We start from the raw sequence: 17,385 nt of genomic DNA, 5'->3' as shown, positions 1-17,385 counted from the left end.
GTGTGGTAGTGAATTCGTCAGGGGCCCGTACATGCGGACGCGGGCGCTGCGTGCAACGGCAGGGTGCCATGAGCCGTGTCCGGCAAGGGTGAGGAGCCATGGCGGGGATCGCATGCCTCGATGGGCAGGCGGCGAAGGCGAGGGCGAATCGGCGCCTGAAGACGTGCAATTCCTGTGCGCCCCCGGCGGTACCCCGTTGTGGGTCTCCGACGCCGAACCTGGCAGTGTCCCCGACGTCACCGCTGCCCGTATCCACACTCTCCCCGCGCTGCACAAGGCCGCCGCCAACGGTCTGCCCACCCTCGCGGGCAAGGGTTATGCCGGTGCCGGGATCGAGGTCCACGTCGCAGGGCGGCGCGTCAAAAGTCAGTCCGAGCAGGCCCCGCACATGGACGCACGAATCACAAACGGCCTGATCAGAAGCATCCGTGCACTCGGTGAACACGTCGCCGTCGAACTCCATCAACACTGGCGCACCTTGCGCCCACCTGAATGAACCGTTCATACCAACTGCCTCGCGAGCATAAGGGGACTCCGCGAGGAACTCGGCATCACCAACGTCACGTCGGCCCCGAGTTCGCGATGCGGACCGACGCGCACTCGGTCGGAGGCAGGCCGGCCCGCCAGGTCGAACGCTACTTCGTGACACTTCCTGCGGGAACCGGTGCGACGTTCTCGTGAGCAGGTGGGCGGGGGCGAGTCCTGGCATGAGGCCGTGTACAGGCGGATGCTGTGCGGGGGAGGGCGGCGCTCGCACCCGGTACGGGGGAAGTGGGGTCAAGTGCCGCGACGGGAACGGTGCGTGTCTTTACAGTGAGCCGTGAGTGACGGTCGAGTGCGGTGCCTGCGACGCGGGCGCGCGCCACTGTGCGGGTGGGTGAGGTGAGGTCACCGGTGACTACGGCTCACGGTGAGAGCGAGACGGGCATCCTGCGGTGCTTCGGGCAGCAGTTGCGGTTGCTGAGGACGAACCGGGGGCTGACGCGGGCGGAGTTGGGTGCGCAACTCGGTTACGGCGAGGACATGGTCGCGTCGGTGGAGCTGGGGCGGCGCATCCCGAGACCGGATGGCTGAACCGGGTGTTGGTCGCGGTCGCGCTGCCACAGCGCCATCTCCACGGCGTCCAGCACGAAGACCGTTTCCTTCACGGTGGCCGCGGACCAGCCGACGATCCGGCGGGAGAAAGTGTCCACGACGAAGGCGACGTAAACGACACCGGCCCAGGTTTTCACGTGGGTGAAGTCCGCGACCCAGCAGCGGTTCGGGGCGCCGGCGACGAAGTCGCGGTCCAGTAGGTCCGGGGCTCGCTCGACCTGCCCGCCGGGCAGCGTGGTGATCACGCGTTTGCCACGGACCGCTCCGGCGATGCCGAGCTCACGCATCAGGCGTTCGACGGTGCAGCGGGCCACATGGTGGCCCTGCCGGTTCAGCTCACGCCAGACCTTCCTCGCCCCGTAGACACGGTAGTTGGCCTCGAAGACCTTGCTGATCCGCTCCTTCAGTGCAGCGTCCCGCACGGTCCTGGCGGACGGCGTGGCCCGGCGTTTGTGGTGGGCATAGTAGGTGGAGGGGGCGATCTTGCAGTCGTGCTCGGTCAGCACGCGGCAGATCGGCTCGACACCGCCGAAGCGGCCCCGGTGCTCGTCGATGAACGCTACGAGCGCGTGTGTGGCCGGTCGAGCTCGGCCGCGAAGAAACTCGCCGCAGCCTTCAGGATCTCGTTGGCCCGCTTGAGCTCTGCGTTCTCCTTCTTCAACCGCTTCAGCTCGGCCGACTCCTCGGTGGTCACGCCGGGCCGCACGCCAGCGTCGACCTGGTCCTGCCGCACCCACTTCCGCAGCGTCTCGGTCGTACCGATGCCCCGCTGTGGCCGGGGCCGTGAAGGGCACGGTGGGTGGCGGCGTGGCCGGTGGCGCGGGTGCGGGCGACAGCGCGGCCGGGTTGTGCTGCCGCGCGGTGTGGGCGGTGAGCCGGTGGCGCGCCTGGGCGATCTTCAGGCCGTGGGCCTCGACGGCCGAACGGCACCGTTGCACCACCTCGACCAGCGGCGGACGGTCCTGGGCGCGGTGGGCGAGCATGTCCGTCAGCAGCGGCACCAGGTCGGCGGGGGCGTCGGAAAGGTCCGGGGCCGAATCGGGGTCGGTGACCAGGTGGAAGACCATGTAGGGCGTCGCCGCCTGGTGCGGATAGTGGCCGGTCGCGGCGAACAGCAGCACCGTCCCGAGCGCGTAGACGTCCACGGCGGGTGTCAGCGGCTTCTCACCGGCCGCCTGCTCCGGGGCCATGCAGACCGGAGTGCCGACCACCTGGTTGGGGGCGGTGAGGGACACGTGCGACTCGGTGAAGGCGGCCAGGCCGAAGTCGATGATCTTCGGGCCGTTGGGGCCGAGGAGGATGTTCGCCGGTTTGAGGTCGCGGTGCAGCAGGCCCTGCGTGTGCACGGCCGACAGGGCCTCGGCGAGGATCGCACCGAGCGCGGCGGTGAGCACCGCCGGGAGGGGTCCGTGGTCCTTCACGTGCCGGGCCAGGTCCGGTCCGTCGACGTACTCGGTGGCCAGCCACGGCTGCTCCGCTTCCGGGTCGGCCCCCAGGAAGGCCGCGATGCGCGGACCCCGGATGGTCTTGAGTACCTCGATCTCCTGCGCGAACCGCTGCCGGGACTGCGAGTCCACTACCGAGGGCTTGATGACCTTCACTGCGGCCGGCTCGCCGCCCAGTGACTCCCCGAGGAAGACCTGACCCATGCCTCCCTGGCCGATCCGGCCCAGGAGTTCGAAGTCGCCCAACGCAACGGGGTCCTCGGGACTCAGCGGAGTGGTCGGCACGTGCTTCCTCGGGTTCCATCTGGCGGGTCGGCTGATCAGCGGCATTGTGTGCCAGTCGTCACCGTAATGGATGCAGGTGGCAGTGAGGTCACGAATGGGCGGATGGCCTGCCGCCGGGTGTCAGCGTGCGCCGCGTCTCGTGTGCGACGCGGGGCACACATGAGGGGAGGCGCTGTGGGCCGGCGGCGCCGGGTTGCTCGGTGTTTTCGTCACCGGGTGGACACGGGAACGGCCCGGATCACATCCCCGTGATCCGGGCCCGGCCCTCCAGCGTCGCGGAACGTCACGCTGCCCGCGCGGCCTCCAGCATCGCCTCGACCTGTTCCGTGACGGGGGACGCGACGGACTCCTTGAGGCGGGCCTCCTCTATGACGCCGGCCTCGGCGGCAGCCGACCGCTCCCGCGACGTCCGCCACAGCCACAGCACGTCCCGGCCGAACGACCACACCAGCAGTCCGAGTGCCAGCAGCACCACACCGGCGGTGGCCGGCAGGGGCAGCAGGTCCGCGCCGGCGAGCAGCAGGCAGACGCCCTGGAGCGCGGCGACCGTCTTGCGGGCGGTGCTCGGCGGCAGGGGCGCGTTCAGCCAGGGCAGTACGCGGGCGGCGGCGACGAAGACGTACCGCATACCGCCGATCAGCAGCACCCACGGGCCGAGCATCGTCGAGACGTACACGCTGAGCACCAGGATCAGGAACGCGTCCACCTCCATGTCGAAGCGGGCGCCGAGCGCCGTGGAGGTGCCCGTACGGCGGGCCACTTTGCCGTCGACGCCGTCCAGGATCAGGGCCACCGCCGTCAGCGCGACCAGCAGCGACACCGGCGGCGCGCTCTCGAAGGAGTCCGCCACCAGCGCCGTCACCCCACCGACGAGAACGGCCCGGCCCAGGGTCACCCGGTTGGCCGGGCCGAAGGAACGGAGCCGCGACCGGTGCAGCGCCCGGGAGAGCACCGCCCAGGTGGCGACCGCGAAGACCAGACCGGTCACCCAGCCCGCGGGACCCATGCCGATCGCCGGGCCGAGCAGGGCCAGCAACAGGATCTGCGCGCCCGCTCCCACCGCGGTCTCCTGCTGGACCAGCCGTGCGTCGTACGTGTTGTTCAGGGCCACCGAACATCCTCCGGCCGAGTGACAGAGTCGATCAACGCCGCGTACGTTGTGCGCGGCCTGTGCACTTCTCGGTACGTGAACAACTTCGCGATCGTTCAGGAGGATTCTCGATGAACCGCTCCGCCCGCGCCTTCTGGCTGACCTCGCCGGGCCATGGCGAGATACGCCGGACGGACCTTCCGGAACCCGGGCCGGGCGAGGTGGTCGTCCGCGCGCTGTACTCCGGGGTCAGCCGCGGGACGGAGACGCTCGTGTTCCGCGGCCAGGTGCCCGAGAGCCAGTACGAGGTCATGCGGGCGCCGTTCCAGGAGGGGGACTTCCCTGGCCCGGTGAAGTACGGCTACCTCAGTGTGGGGGTGGTGGAGGAGGGCCCGCGGGAGCTGACCGGGCGTACGGTCTTCTGCCTCCATCCGCACCAGAGCCGCTACGTCGTCCCGGCGAGCGCGGTGACCTGCGTGCCGGAGAACGTGCCGGCCGGGCGGGCGGTGCTCGCGGGCACCGTCGAGACCGCCGTGAACGCGCTGTGGGACGCCGCGCCCCTGGTCGGCGACCGTATCGCCGTCGTCGGCGGCGGCATGGTCGGCTGCTCGGTGGCCGCCCTCCTTGCCCGGTTCCCCGGCGTGCGCGTCCAACTGGTGGACGCGGACCCGGCCCGCGCCGAGGTCGCCGAGGCGCTCGGCGTGGGCTTCGCGCTGCCCGGGGACGCGCTCGGCGAGTGCGACCTCGTCGTGCACGCCAGCGCCACCGAGCAGGGCCTCGCCCGCGCGCTGGAACTGCTCACCCCCGAGGGCACCGTCCTCGAACTGAGCTGGTACGGCGACCGGCGCGTCGCCCTCCCGCTCGGCGAGGCCTTCCACTCCCGCCGGCTGGTCATCCGCGGCAGCCAGGTCGGCACCGTCTCCCCGGCCCGCCGCTCCAGCCGCACGTACGCCGACCGGCTGGCCCTCGCGCTCGACCTGCTCGCCGACCCGGCCCTGGACGCCCTCGTCACCGGGGAGAGCGCGTTCGAGGAACTGCCGGAGGTGATGCCGAGGCTCGCCTCCGGGGAGATTCCGGCGCTGTGCCACCGGGTCAGGTACGACGACCGATCATGACGGATCGTCCGATCCGGGACGACAAGAGCGCCTGACCTTGAGAAAAGAGTGAGAGGGCACTGAACAACGGGAAGCGAGGAGCCGTACTACACGGCATCCCCCGGCAGTCACCGGCCGGGGGACCAGACGCGCCGCACCTGGAGGGTCGTCCGTTGTTCAGCATCACCGTCCGCGATCACATCATGATCGCCCACAGCTTCCACGGCGAGGTCTTCGGACCCGCGCAGCGTCTGCACGGCGCCACGTTCCTCGTGGACGCCACCTTCCGGCGCGAGCAGCTGGACGACGACAACATCGTCGTCGACATCGGACTGGCCACGCAGGAACTGGGCGCCGTGGTGGGCGAGCTGAACTACCGCAACCTCGACCACGAGCCCGACTTCGCCGGCATCAACACCTCCACGGAGTTCCTGGCCAAGGTCATCGCCGACCGGCTCGCCGAACGGATCCACAAGGGCGCCCTGGGCGAGGGCGCCAAGGGCCTGGCCGGCCTCACCGTCACACTCCACGAGTCGCACGTCGCCTGGGCGAGTTACGAGCGTGCGCTGTGACCGACACGACTGTCCACCGCCCCTCGCCCCTGGCCTACCTGCCCGCGCAGCGCGCCGGCTCGGACAACGTCGGGATCATCCCCATGTCCCTGCGCACCGTGCACTTCGTCCTGCCGGGCGGCGTCGACGACCCGGCCACCCCGAGCGGCGGCAACGCCTACGACCGCCGGGTGAGCCTGGACCTGCCCGGCTTCGGCTGGCAGGTCAGGGCGCATCCCGTGGACGGCGCCTGGCCCCGCCCCGACGCCCGGGCCCGTGACGAACTCGGCCGCGTCCTGCGGGAGTTGCCGGACGGCGCGGTCGTCCTCCTCGACGGGCTGGTCGCCTGCGGGGTGCCCGAGACCGTCGTGCCCGAGGCCGAGCGGCTGCGTCTGGCCGTCCTCGTCCACCTGCCGCTCGGCGACGAGACGGGACTGGACCCGGCCGTGGCCGCGGAACTGGACGCCAGGGAACGCCAGGTGCTGCGCGCGGTGTCCGCCGTCGTCGCCACCAGCGACTGGGCGGTGCGCCGCCTCGTCTCCCACCACGGCCTCGCCCCCGACCGGGTCCACGCCGCCACCCCCGGCGCCGACATCGCCCCCCTCGCCCCCGGCACCGACGGGGTCTCCCGGCTGCTGTGCGTCGCCTCGGTCACCCCGCGCAAGGGGCAGCACCGGCTGGTGGAGGCGCTGGCCGCGGTCACCGACCTGCCGTGGAGCTGCACCTGCGTCGGAGCGCTCACCCAGGACCCCGCCTATGTCGACCGGTTGCGCGGCCTGATCGCGGAGTACGGCCTGCAGGACCGGTTCCACCTGGTCGGACCGCGGGCCGGAGCCGAGCTCGACGCCAGCTACGCCGCCGCCGACCTGATGGTGCTCGCCTCCTACGCGGAGACGTACGGCATGGCGGTCACCGAGGCCCTCGCCCGGGGCATCCCGGTGCTCGCGACCGATGTCGGCGGGGTGGGCGAGGCAGTCGGCCGCGCCCCCGACGGCGGGGTGCCCGGCATCCTCGTACCACCGGAGGACCCCGCGGCCCTCGCCGCCGAGCTGCGCGGCTGGTTCGGCGAGGCCGACGTCCGGCGCCGGCTGAAGTCCGCCGCCCGCGGCCGGCGCGCCGCCCTCGACGGCTGGGCCAACACCGCCCGCAGCCTGGCCGGCGTGCTCGGCGGGCTGCCGAAGGAACCCAGGAGGGCGGCATGACCACGCCGGATACGTCCACGGAGGCCGCCCGGCCCACCGGCGCCATCCCGTCCCGACCGGGCCCGCGGGAGCGGCCCGCCGCGGGCGCGGCGGGGCGGTCGGCCCCCGAGACGGCGCGGCTCGCAGGAAAGGACCCCTCGGCGATGGCGGATACCGGCGCTTTCTCCCCACAGGCGGCTCAGTGCTCCGAGCCCCCGGCGGTGATTCCGGGGGCCGGGCCCGCGCAGCGGCCCGGGGAGCGTGCCACCGTGAGGCTCCGGGAGGGCGCGGCGCAGGAGGAGCCGCCTCGGTACGCGCCCGAGTGGTTGCAGCTCCGGGAGACGGCGGACGCCGCGGCGCGGGCGACGGAGCTGCTCGATCCGCTGCGGATCCGGCTGGTCAACCTGCCGAGCCGGCACGGTGGGCTCGTCGTGCACGACCTGGGGTGCGGTACCGGTTCGATGGGCCGCTGGCTCGCCTCCCGGCTGGACGGCGCCCAGCACTGGGTCCTGCACGACCGTGACCCCTACCTGCTGCACTTCGCGGCCGTGGCCTCCCCGCGCGCAGCCGCCGACGGCAGCCGGGTCACCGTGGAGACGCGGCGCGGCGACGTGGCCCGGCTCACCCCGGACGCCCTGTCCGGCGCGTCCCTGGTCACGGCCTCCGCGCTGCTGGACGTCCTGACCCGCGAGGAGATCGACACCCTCGCCGCGGCCTGCGCCGGGGCGGGCTGCCCGGCGCTGCTGACCCTCTCGGTGGCCGGCCGGGTCGAACTGACCCCGGCCGATCCGCTGGACGCCGAGATCACCGAGGCGTTCAACGCCCATCAGCGGCGCACCGGACTGCTCGGTCCCGACGCGGTCGACGCGGCCTGCGAGGCCTTCGCCGCGCACGGCGCCACCGTACGGCTGCACCCGAGTCCCTGGCGGCTCGGCCCCGATCAGCGCGAACTGACCGCCCAGTGGTTGCGCGGCTGGGTCGGCGCCGCCGTCGAACAGCGTCCCGAGCTGAAGCCGCGCGCGGACCGTTACCTCGCCGACCGCCTGGAGGCCTGCGCGGCGGGGGAGTTGCGGGTCGTCGTGCACCACAACGACCTGCTGGCGCTGTCCCGGCCGACGGATCGTTCCGCATGAGCGCGCAGACGGTGGACGCACCTCTCGTGCGCGACCTGGAGGCGGGGGAGTGCGACGCGCCCGGCGCACCTGACGCGTCCGCCCCCGACGCGTTCGGCCTACCTGGCGGTGCCGGCGTGCCTGGCGGTGCCGGCGTGCCTGGCGGTGCCGGCGCATCTGGCGGTGCCGGCGCACCTGACGGGACCGACGCACCCAGCGCGTCCAACGCGCCCAGCGCTCCCCGTGCCCGCGGCACATCAGGCGGCGCCCTCCGCGGCCGTACCACGCTCGCGGCTGCGCTCTCCCGCCTCAACACCCGTGCCGTGCGGACCCACTTCGGTACCGTCGCCGGAGTCGCCATCCTCGCCGTGCTGTTGTGGCGGCTTGGCACCGGCGTCTTCCTGGACGGGCTGCGGCGGATCGACACTCCGACCCTCCTCGTGGCGCTGGGCATCGGGCTGGTCACCACCGTGTTCAGCGCCTGGCGTTGGCAGTTGGTGGCCCGCGGCCTGCGCATCCGGCTGCCGCTCGGCCCGGCGGTGGCCGACTACTACCGTGCGCTGTTCCTGAACGCGGCGCTGCCCGGCGGCGTCCTGGGCGACGTGCACCGGGCGGTGCGGCACGGGCAGAGCGCCGGCGATCTGGGGCGCGGCGTGCGGGCCGTGGTCCTCGAACGGGTCGCCGGGCAGATCGCGCTCGCCGTCACCGGCGCGGCGGTCCTGTTCACCCTGCCGTCCCCCGTGCGCGACCAGACGCGGCACCTCGCGGCCCTGCTCGCCTTCGCCGCCGCCGGCGCGTTCGCCATCGTCCTCGCCCTGCGCATGAACCGCGCGCCCTCGCGACGGGGGCGCGCCCTGCGCCGCACCCTCGCCGAGGCCCGCGAGGGGCTGCTGTCCCGCCGCAACGGGCCCGGCGTCGCGCTGTCCTCGGCCGTCGTCCTGGCCGGGCACATCGGGATGTTCGTGGTCGCCGCGCGCGTCGCCGGCCTCGCCGCCCCGGTGCTCGTCCTGCTGCCCCTGGCCGTCCTCGCGCTGGTCGCCATGGGACTGCCCCTGAACGTGGGCGGGTTCGGGCCCCGCGAGGGCGTCGCCGCCTGGGCGTTCGGCGCCGCCGGACTCGGCGCGAGCACCGGAGTGGCCGTGGCCGTGGTGTACGGGGTGCTGAGCTTCGTGGCCGGCCTGCCGGGCGCCCTCGTCCTCGTCGCCCGCTGGTACACCGCGATGCGCGCCGGGTCCCGCCCCGCCGAACCGGCCCCGGAACCCGGCCGCGCCTTCGACGGGGACTATCCGCGCCCGCTCCCCGGCAACTCCAACCCCTCGGACGTGAGCAGCGAGAAATACGGGCCGAAGGAATCCGCCAGGCTGTTCAGCAGTCCCTCGCCCTTTTCCGCGGAACCCAGGGAAGGACGGCCGATGACGCCCGATTCGGTATAGGCGGACATTCCGGCGGTGAGCAGATGCCGCCGGTCGTCCGCGACGAAATCGGCGGACTCGTAACCGGCCCGGACCATTTCAGGATGAGCGTGCAGAAGAATGGAGGTCTCGATTTCCCCCGCGTGCATGTCGGTGAGCGGCGAGGTGCGCACCCCGGCCACCTCGAGGGCCGTCTGCCAGTCCTCCGCGGCGGGGAACAGCGCGAGGCGCTCACCGCGCGCGGAGGCCTCCTGAACGACGTTGCCCAGCACGTAGTTGCCGCCGTGACCGTTGACGACCACCAGGGCCTCGACGCCGGAGCGGCGCAGCGAGTCCGCGATGTCCCGCAACACCGCATGAAGGGTCACGGAAGAGATGCTGACGGTTCCCGGCCAGGCGGCGTGCTCGTGCGAGCAGGAGATCGTCACCGGTGGAAGGAGCTGCACCGGGTACGCGTCGGCGATCCGGCGGGCGATGGCACAGGCGACCAGCGTGTCGGTCGCCAACGGGAGGAACGGGCCGTGCTGTTCGAAACTGCCCACCGGCAGGACCGCCACCTGCCGTGAGAGGTCCGCCCCCCGCGTCCGTACGTCTTGCGTGGTGTCCGCCGGCAACAGACCATGTGCCGTCGGCCGCGTTCCCGAACCACTCATTGTTTTCCGGCCTTTCGTCTCTGCTTAGGAATCAGATCATGACAGAAGACCTCGGCGTACTCGGCAAGAAGTCGGCCCGGCGCACGGGCGTGGAGCGCGTCGTGAATGCCCCGCTGCCCACCGTGTACGGGAAATTCCAGGCGGTCGGCTACCTGGACCACGATCGCGGCGACGAACAAGTCGCCTTGGTGCACGGCGACATCGGCACCGACCGGGTCCTGGTCCGGCTGCACTCGGAGTGCCTGACCGGGGACGCCTTCGGCTCCCAGCACTGCGAGTGCGGCGACCAGCTCGCCGCCGCGCTGCGCGCCGTCGTCGCCGAAGGCAGCGGCATCGTCGTCTACTTGCGCGGGCACGAGGGCCGGGGCATCGGGCTGCTCGCCAAGCTGCGGGCGATGGCCCTTCAGGCGGAGGGCCTGGACACGGTCGAGGCCAACCTGGCGCTCGGCCTGCCGGTCGACGCCCGCGATTACGGCGTCGCCGCCGGGATGCTGCACGACCTGGGCGTGCGCTCGGTGCGTCTGATGTCCAACAACCCTCGCAAGCGGGATGCGTTGGTGCGGCACGGCATCCAAGTCGCCGAGCAGGTACCGCTGCTGATCCCGCCGTGCGAGAGCAACATCACCTACCTGCGCACCAAGCGGGAGCGGCTCGACCACCACCTGCCGCACCTGGACGCGGTGGCGCACCTGTCCTGAGCCGGGCGGACCAGGGCCGCACAGGCGGCCGGACCCGGGCCGGACCGCTCCCGGCCGGGCAGTCGGCGAGGAAGCGGGAAACCCGGCGGGCGACCGCCGGGATCCCCCGCCCCGCGCCCTCGCCAGTGGCCCACGCGCGGGAGAGCGACCACTGGGGAATGCGCGGCTCGGCCCCACTGGTTGACCGGGATATGACTCAGGACACGCCGTACGACGCCGTGCAGGACGCCCTGCTGGCGCTGCTCTCCGAAGGCCGCGGTGGGGTGCTGGTCACCCTCAAGCGGGACGGCCGGCCCCAGCTGTCGAACGTCGCCCACGCCTACGACCCGGACGAGCGGGTCATCCGCGTCTCGATCACCGACGACCGCGCCAAGACGCGCAATCTGCGCCGGGACCCGCGGGCCTCCTACCACGTCACCAGCCCGGACCGGTGGGCCTACACGGTCGCCGAGGGCACCGCGGACCTGTCGCCGGTCGCCGCGGACCCGTACGACGAGACCGTAGAGGAACTGGTCCGCCTCTACCGGGACGTCCTCGGCGAGCACCCCGACTGGGACGACTACCGCGCCGCCATGGTCCGCGAGCGCCGCCTGGTGCTGCGCCTGCGGGTGGAACGGGCCTACGGCATTCCCCAGGGCGCCGCCGGCGGGTGAGGCGCGACCTGTTCAGGGGCGGCGCCGGTGCGGGTGCGGCTCTCGATCGCCCGCAGGACCGCCACCATGTCCTGTCCGCCGTGGCCGAGCGACACCGTCTCCTCGAACAGGGCGTGGCACACGTCGAGCAGCGGGGAGGCGGTGCCGGACGCGCGTGCCGCCTCGGCGATCAGCCGGTTGTTCTTCAGCACGTCGAGGACGGCCGCCTGGACGTCGAAGTCCCCGGACAGCAGCTTGGGTGCCTTCGTCCGGGAGACCGGGCTGGCCATCGGGCCCGCGTCCAGGACGTCGAGGAACAGCCGCGGGTCGAGCCCCTGCCGCTCGGCGAAGTGGAACGCCTCGGTGAGCCCGGTCACCAGCGTGATCAGGAAGAGGTTCACCGACAGTTTCGTCAGCAGCGCGCCCGGCGCGGGGCCGCACACGAACGTCTCCCGGCACAGGGGGGCGAGCAGCGGCCGGACGGTCCGCACCGCTCGCTCCTCACCGGCCAGCATCGCCACCAGGTGGCCGTTCTCCGCCGGGACGCGGGAGCCGGAGACGGGCGCCTCGACATAGCTCCCGCCCGCAGCCCGTACGTCGGCCTCCAGGGCGCGCGAGCAGGCGGGCGAGGTGGTGCCCATGTGGACGACCACCCGCCCCGCGACACGCGCGGCGAAGTCCGGCCCGCCCCGGCCGAGGGCCGCGTCGGTGGCGGCGTCGTCCGCCAGCATCAGGAGCACCACGTCCGACCTGGCGAACACCCCTCCGGGGTCCGCCGCCACCTGGGCGCCGGCCGCGCGCAGGGGAGCGGTACGAGAGGTCGTCCGGTTCCACACGGTGAGGGGTGTGCCGGAGCGGGCCAGCCGGAGGGCCATGGGCTGCCCCATGACTCCGAGACCGATGAAGCCGACGTTCACGAGGACCGCCCTGAGGTCGAGACCGTGCTATGACAGCGGTCATAGTAGCGGCGCTCATGACGGCGGTCATAGGGTGGGGCGCGAGATGCGTACGGAGCCGGGAGGCCGACGATGACGGGTACCGAGCGGGGACCGCGCGAGCGGATGGTCTTCAGCGCGGCCCAGCTCATCCGGCGTGACGGCGTGGGCGCGACCGGGATGCGGGAGGTGGCCGCCCACGCGGACGCGCCCCGCGGATCCCTCCAGCACTACTTCCCAGGCGGCAAGGAACAGCTGGTCAACGAGGCGGTGGCATGGGCCGGCCGGTACGCGGGCCGACGCGTCGCCCGCTTCATGGCGGGCCTGGCCGAGCCGACGCCGGGCGGGCTGTTCGCCGCGATGGTCCGGCAGTGGACCGACGAGTACGAGACGGCGGGATCCCTCTCGGGCTGCCCGGTCGCCGCGGCGACCGTGGACTGCGCCTCGGCCCGCGCGTCCACCAGGGAAGCGGCCGCCGCCGCGTTCACGACCTGGCGGGCGCCGGTCGCGGAGGCCCTGACGGACATGGGAGTACCGGCCGAGCGCGCCGAGCCGCTGGCCACGCTGATGATCAGCTCCCTGGAAGGGGCGATCATCATGGCCCGCGCCGAAGGAGGCGTACGGCCCCTGGAAACCGTGGCCCGCGAACTGGGCCCCCTCCTGGACGCGGCCGCACCCCACTGACCACCTCCCGGCGGCCCGCCGCGACCCGGCCCGCACACACGCCGACACAGCACCCCCGATCCCACTCATGCGGCCTGCCGACGCGAGGCACCGCCCATCGGCGCCGTGCTTGCCCGTGCCTCTGCCGGCGCGTCCTCCGAGCGTGCCCGTACGCCCGTCGGGCGGGCCTTGGACGTGCTCGTGCGCCCAGCGGCATGGTCCCCCGAGCGCGCCGGTGTGTTGGGCGGGCACCTTGGACGTGCGCGCGTGCCCGTTGGGTGGGCGCCTCGGACGTGCTCGTGCGCCCGGCGGCGCGGGTACCCCCACCACACCCCTGCGCCCGGCGGCGCGGTGCCCCGAATGCGTCCGTGTGCCTGGCCGTGCAGGGACCCGAGCGGGGGGATGCGTTCCGCGGCGCAGGGCGCCCGGTGCTCCGCGTGCCGACTCGTGCGGCCGGGGCGGAGTACGCCCGGCGGCCCGAGGAGCGTCAGTCCTTCTTCGTCCGCTCCTCCGGCGCCGTCTCCACCGCGTGGCCCCCGAACTGGTTGCGCAGCGCCGCGACCATCTTCATCTGCGGGGAGTCCTCCTGCCGGGAGGTGAACCGCGCGAACAGGGCGGAGGTGATGGCCGGCATCGGCACGGCGTTGTCGATGGCGGCCTCCACCGTCCAGCGGCCCTCGCCGGAGTCCTCCGCGTAGCCGCGCAGCTTCTCCAGGTGCTCGTCGTCGTCCAGGGCGTCGACGGCGAGGTCCAGCAGCCAGGAGCGGATGACGGTGCCCTGTGTCCAGGAGCGGAACACCTCGCGCACGTCGGTGACCGAGTCGACCTTCTCCAGCAGCTCCCAGCCCTCGGCGTAGGCCTGCATCATCGCGTACTCGATGCCGTTGTGGACCATCTTCGCGAAGTGGCCCGCGCCCACCTTGCCCGCGTGGACGAAGCCGTACGGGCCCTGTGGCTTGAGCGCGTCGAAGATCGGCTCCAGCCGCCGGACGTGCTCCTCGTCGCCGCCGACCATCAGCGCGTAGCCGTTCTTCAGGCCCCACACGCCCCCGGAGACGCCCGCGTCGACGAAGCCGATGTCCCGCGCGTGCAGCTGTTTGGCGTGCTTCTCGTCGTCCGTCCACCGGGAGTTGCCGCCGTCGACGACGATGTCGCCGGGTTTGAGCAGGGTCGCCAGCTGGTCGATGACACCCTGGGTGGCGGCACCGGCGGGCACCATCACCCAGACCGTGCGCGGTGCCTCGAGCCGGTCCACGAGATCGACCAGGTTGTCCACGTCGGAGAGGTCCGGATCGCGGTCGTAGCCCACCACGGTGAGGCCGGCGTTGCGGAGGCGTTCCCGCATGTTGCCGCCCATCTTGCCGAGGCCGACGAGACCCAACTGCATCGATGCCATGTCAGCTCACTTCCTGGATGTCGGACATTCAGACGGTCTCCCTGGCGCTCTCGCCGCGCAGGGCGACGGCGTACATCTCGTCGGCGTCGAGGCGGCGCAGCTCCTCGGCGATGAGTTCGGAGAGGGGGCGGACCTTCAGTGCGAGGGTGCGCGGCGGCTGGCCCGGCAGGGTGAGCGTGGCCAGCGGGCCCTCGGGCCGGTCGATGACGACTTCGCCGTTGTCGGTGCCCAGCCGTACGGCCGTGACCACCGGGCCGCCGGAGACCACGCGGTCCGTGCGCACGTCCAGCCGCGCCTCCAGCCAGCGGGCCAGCAGCTCCGCGCTCGGGTTGTCCGCCTCGGCCTCCACGGCCGCCGAGGTCACCCGCATCCGGGCCTGGTCCAGGGCCGCGGCCAGCATCGAGCGCCAGAGCGTGAGCCGGGTCCAGGCGAGGTCGGTGTCGCCGGGGGCGTAGTTGCGCGCGCGGGTCTGCAGGATCTCCAGCGGGCGCTCGAAGGCGTACAAGTCGGTGATCCTGCGCTGTGCCAGCCTGCCCAGCGGATCCTTCGAGGGGTTCTCGGGCGCGTCCACCGGCCACCAGACGACGACCGGCGCGTCCGGCAGCAGCAGCGGCAGCACCACCGAGTCGGCGTGGTCGGACACCTCGCCGTAGGTGCGCAGCACGACCGTCTCGCCCGTGCCGGCCTCGGAGCCGACCCGCACCTCCGCGTCCAGCCGGGAGTGCGTGCGGTCCCGCAGTGTGCGGGCGTGCCGCTTGATGACGAGCAGGGTGCGCGAGGGATGCTCGCGCGAGGCCTCCTCGGCGGCCTTCAGCGAGTCGTAGGCGTTCTCCTCGTCCGTGACGATGACCATCGTCAGGACCATGCCCACGGCGGGTGTGCCGATGGCGCGGCGGCCCCGCACCAGCGCTTTGTTGATGTCTCCCGCGGTGGTGTCGGTCAGGTCGATCTTCATGGCCTGCGCCAGCTCCGTCCGTCTCGTGCGAGCATCTCGTCGGCTTCCGGCGGACCCCACGTGCCCGCCGGGTACTGCGCCGGCCTGCCGTGGTCGTTCCAGTACGCCTCCACCGGGTCGAGGATCTTCCAGGACTCTTCCACTTCCTGGTGGCGGGGGAACAGGTTCGCGTCGCCGAGCAGTACGTCCAGGATGAGGCGTTCGTACGCCTCCGGGCTGGACTCCGTGAAGGACTCGCCGTAGGCGAAGTCCATCGTCACGTCCCGGATCTCCATGGAGGTGCCCGGCACCTTCGAGCCGAACCGGACCGTCATGCCCTCGTCCGGCTGGACGCGGATCACGATCGCGTTCTCGCCCAGCTCCTCGGTGGCGGTGGAGTCGAAGGGGGAGTGCGGGGCCCGCTGGAAGACCACCGCGATCTCGGTGACCCGGCGGCCCAGGCGCTTGCCGGTGCGCAGGTAGAACGGGACACCGGCCCAGCGCCGGTTGTCGATCTTCAGGCGCAGCGCCGCGTAGGTGTCGGTCTTCGACCGCGCGTTGATGCCCTCCTCCTGGAGGTAGCCGACGACCTGCCTGCCGCCCTGCCAGCCCGTCGCGTACTGGGCGCGCACGGTGTGGGTGCCCAGGTCCTCGGGCAGCCGCACCGACTTCAGCACCTTCAGCTTCTCCGTGAGCAGCGCCTCGGCGTCGAAGGCGATGGGTTCCTCCATCGCGGTGAGCGCCATCAGTTGCAGCAGGTGGTTCTGGAGTACGTCGCGGGCGGCGCCGATGCCGTCGTAGTAGCCGGCCCGGCCGCCGATGCCGATGTCCTCGGCCATGGTGATCTGCACATGATCGACGTAGTGGCGGTTCCAGACCGGCTCGTACATCTGGTTGGCGAAACGCAGCGCCAGGATGTTCTGGACGGTCTCCTTGCCCAGGTAGTGGTCGATGCGGAAGACCTGCTCCGGGTCGAACACCTCGTGCACGATCCGGTTCAGCTCCCGGGCGCTGGCCAGGTCGTGACCGAACGGCTTCTCGATGACCGCTCGCCGCCAGGAGCCCGGAGGGCCCTCCGCCAGGCCGTGCTTCTTCAGCTGCTGCACGACCTTGGGGAAGAACTTCGGCGGTACGGAGAGGTAGAAGGCGAAGTTGCCGCCCGTGCCGCGCGAGGAGTCCAGGTCCTCCACCGCCGCCCGCAGGTGCTTGAACGCCGTGTCGTCGTCGAAGGCGCCGGGGACGAACCGCATGCCCTCGGAGAGCTGCTGCCAGACCTCCTCGCGGAACGGCGTACGCGCGTGTTCCCGCACCGCGTCGTGCACCACCTGCGCGAAGTCCTGGTCCTCCCAGTCGCGCCGGGCGAAGCCGACCAGGGAGAAGCCCGGGGGCAGCAGGCCGCGGTTGGCCAGGTCGTACACGGCGGGCATCAGCTTCTTGCGGGACAGGTCTCCGGTGACGCCGAAGATCACGAGTCCGGACGGCCCCGCGATGCGCGGCAGCCGCCGGTCCCGGGGATCACGCAGCGGGTTCACCCAATCGGCGGCCGCCGCCATCGGCACCCGGACCTCGGCACCCGCCGCCGGTGCCTGTTCTTCCTCGGTGCGGGAGGCTGTGGTCCCGGTGGGGGCCTTGCGGTCGGGCGGTGCGGACCGTGCCTCCGGAGCCTGGGCGTGGGTGGTCGCCGGGGCCTGGCCGTCCGTCGGGCCGGGGCCGGGGCCGGGAACGGGGTTCTGGGCCGTGGGCTTCGTGGCCGCGGTCGGCGCCCGGCCGCTGCGGCCGGTGGTCCGGTATCGGCCGCCGGGGAGGCCTGCGCCGCCTCGGTGGGCTTCTTGCTCATTCCGCGTCAACTCCCTTGCTGTCGAGGGACCTGGCCACCGCATCCGGCAGGCCGCCTCGCGGTGTGGCCTCCGGTGTGGTGATCACCGTGCCGGGCGCGACCGGCTCGTCCGTCTACAGGGTGTCCTCGTAATACAGGGTGTCCTCGTACGGCGGATCCTTCACCTCGATCGGCGGAACCGCCAGGGTGCAGGCGCCCGCGCCGGGCAGGTCCCCGGGGTTGCCGCGGTCACGGCTGCCGCGATCATGGCTGCTTCGGTCACAGTGAGCGCCTTCCATGCCGCGTTCGGGTCATGCACGCGACGGGCGACGGGCGACGGGCGACGGGCGACGCCGCCGACACGGCGGCGGCCACGACACGGCAGCGGCCACG

General features: G+C 72.6%; 16 protein-coding genes and 3 pseudogenes. 10 read left to right on the top strand and 9 right to left on the bottom strand.

The window, feature by feature from the left end; translation table 11 throughout:
* Positions 1-112: 112 nt before the first annotated feature.
* Both ACFY3J_RS28390 and ACFY3J_RS28385 read left to right on the top strand, forming a co-directional pair.
* Complete coding sequence (locus tag ACFY3J_RS28390) at positions 113-496, top strand: transposase family protein (protein WP_384184709.1); 384 nt, start codon at positions 113-115, stop codon at positions 494-496.
* Positions 497-840: 344 nt separating this feature from the next.
* Entirely contained in the window at positions 841-1,074 is a 234-nt protein-coding gene (locus tag ACFY3J_RS28385) for a multiprotein-bridging factor 1 family protein (protein ID WP_384184707.1), read from the top strand.
* Positions 1,075-1,085: 11 nt separating this feature from the next.
* Here ACFY3J_RS28385 and ACFY3J_RS28380 read toward each other — a convergent pair.
* From ACFY3J_RS28380 to ACFY3J_RS28370, 3 genes and pseudogenes are all read right to left on the bottom strand, one after another.
* Positions 1,086-1,861, bottom strand: a pseudogene (locus tag ACFY3J_RS28380) (IS3 family transposase); the annotation flags it as partial.
* Between the two features lie 178 nt (positions 1,862-2,039).
* Positions 2,040-2,870 (bottom strand): annotated as a pseudogene (locus ACFY3J_RS28375) (serine/threonine-protein kinase); the annotation flags it as partial.
* 238 nt (positions 2,871-3,108) lie between these two features.
* Entirely contained in the window at positions 3,109-3,936 is an 828-nt protein-coding gene (locus ACFY3J_RS28370) for a CDP-alcohol phosphatidyltransferase family protein (RefSeq protein WP_390842004.1), read from the bottom strand.
* Positions 3,937-4,046: 110 nt separating this feature from the next.
* On the opposite strand from ACFY3J_RS28370, the gene ACFY3J_RS28365 reads away from it, so the two are divergent.
* The 5 genes from ACFY3J_RS28365 (at position 4,047) to ACFY3J_RS28345 (ending at position 9,286) form a co-directional block, all read left to right on the top strand.
* A complete protein-coding gene (locus ACFY3J_RS28365; protein WP_384184702.1) occupies positions 4,047-5,030 on the top strand; it encodes a zinc-binding alcohol dehydrogenase in 984 nt (327 codons plus the stop codon).
* Between the two features lie 152 nt (positions 5,031-5,182).
* Positions 5,183-5,581 carry a 6-pyruvoyl tetrahydropterin synthase family protein gene (locus ACFY3J_RS28360; protein ID WP_384184699.1) on the top strand — a complete coding sequence of 133 codons (399 nt, stop codon included), beginning with the start codon at positions 5,183-5,185 and terminating at the stop codon, positions 5,579-5,581.
* Positions 5,578-6,762 (top strand): glycosyltransferase family 4 protein, encoded by a 1,185-nt coding sequence (locus tag ACFY3J_RS28355; protein ID WP_384184696.1) that lies wholly within the window; start codon positions 5,578-5,580, stop codon positions 6,760-6,762. The genes ACFY3J_RS28360 and ACFY3J_RS28355 overlap by 4 nt, the downstream gene beginning before the upstream one ends.
* 143 nt (positions 6,763-6,905) lie before the next feature.
* A complete protein-coding gene (locus tag ACFY3J_RS28350; RefSeq protein ID WP_384184782.1) occupies positions 6,906-7,874 on the top strand; it encodes a methyltransferase domain-containing protein in 969 nt (322 codons plus the stop codon).
* Complete coding sequence (locus ACFY3J_RS28345; protein ID WP_384184693.1) at positions 7,871-9,286, top strand: lysylphosphatidylglycerol synthase transmembrane domain-containing protein; 1,416 nt, start codon at positions 7,871-7,873, stop codon at positions 9,284-9,286. Before ACFY3J_RS28350 ends, ACFY3J_RS28345 begins: the two co-directional genes overlap by 4 nt.
* Here ACFY3J_RS28345 and ACFY3J_RS28340 read toward each other — a convergent pair.
* Positions 9,169-9,918, bottom strand: a pseudogene (locus ACFY3J_RS28340) (creatininase family protein); the annotation flags it as partial. The gene ACFY3J_RS28345 and the pseudogene ACFY3J_RS28340 sit on opposite strands and share 118 nt — an antisense overlap.
* Before the next feature lie 38 nt (positions 9,919-9,956).
* Here ACFY3J_RS28340 and ribA point away from each other — a divergent pair.
* Positions 9,957-10,616 (top strand): GTP cyclohydrolase II, encoded by a 660-nt coding sequence (gene ribA / locus ACFY3J_RS28335; protein WP_384184690.1) that lies wholly within the window; start codon positions 9,957-9,959, stop codon positions 10,614-10,616.
* A gap of 191 nt (positions 10,617-10,807) precedes the next feature.
* Positions 10,808-11,269, top strand: coding sequence for a PPOX class F420-dependent oxidoreductase (locus ACFY3J_RS28330; protein ID WP_384184687.1), 462 nt, complete (start codon positions 10,808-10,810; stop codon positions 11,267-11,269).
* On the opposite strand, the gene ACFY3J_RS28325 is transcribed toward ACFY3J_RS28330, so the two are convergent.
* Positions 11,236-12,165 carry an NAD(P)-dependent oxidoreductase gene (locus ACFY3J_RS28325; RefSeq protein ID WP_384184684.1) on the bottom strand — a complete coding sequence of 310 codons (930 nt, stop codon included), beginning with the start codon at positions 12,163-12,165 and terminating at the stop codon, positions 11,236-11,238. The genes ACFY3J_RS28330 and ACFY3J_RS28325 overlap by 34 nt on opposite strands.
* Positions 12,166-12,276: 111 nt before the next feature.
* Here ACFY3J_RS28325 and ACFY3J_RS28320 point away from each other — a divergent pair, with 111 nt between their 5' ends.
* The gene (locus ACFY3J_RS28320; RefSeq protein ID WP_384184682.1) at positions 12,277-12,867 is read left to right on the top strand and encodes a TetR/AcrR family transcriptional regulator; all 591 of its coding nucleotides are present in this window, start codon (positions 12,277-12,279) and stop codon (positions 12,865-12,867) included.
* Positions 12,868-13,333: 466 nt separating this feature from the next.
* Here the strand turns inward: ACFY3J_RS28320 and gnd are convergent, their stop codons facing one another.
* From gnd to ACFY3J_RS28300, 4 genes are all read right to left on the bottom strand, one after another.
* The gene (gnd, locus tag ACFY3J_RS28315; RefSeq protein ID WP_390842014.1) at positions 13,334-14,233 is read right to left on the bottom strand and encodes a phosphogluconate dehydrogenase (NAD(+)-dependent, decarboxylating); all 900 of its coding nucleotides are present in this window, start codon (positions 14,231-14,233) and stop codon (positions 13,334-13,336) included.
* Between the two features lie 37 nt (positions 14,234-14,270).
* Complete coding sequence (gene opcA / locus ACFY3J_RS28310; protein ID WP_384184680.1) at positions 14,271-15,197, bottom strand: glucose-6-phosphate dehydrogenase assembly protein OpcA; 927 nt, start codon at positions 15,195-15,197, stop codon at positions 14,271-14,273.
* Entirely contained in the window at positions 15,194-16,729 is a 1,536-nt protein-coding gene (zwf, locus tag ACFY3J_RS28305) for a glucose-6-phosphate dehydrogenase (RefSeq protein WP_390842013.1), read from the bottom strand. Before zwf ends, opcA begins: the two co-directional genes overlap by 4 nt.
* A 397-nt stretch (positions 16,730-17,126) precedes the next feature.
* Positions 17,127-17,291 (bottom strand): hypothetical protein, encoded by a 165-nt coding sequence (locus tag ACFY3J_RS28300; RefSeq protein WP_390842003.1) that lies wholly within the window; start codon positions 17,289-17,291, stop codon positions 17,127-17,129.
* Between the last annotated feature and the right edge of the window lie 94 nt (positions 17,292-17,385).

The organism is Streptomyces sp. NPDC001231 (assembly GCF_042896885.1).
In the GTDB taxonomy this organism is placed as follows: Bacteria; Actinomycetota; Actinomycetes; order Streptomycetales; family Streptomycetaceae; genus Streptomyces.
Note: the sequence above shows the minus strand (reverse complement) of the source record. Positions and strands in the feature narration are given on the sequence as shown.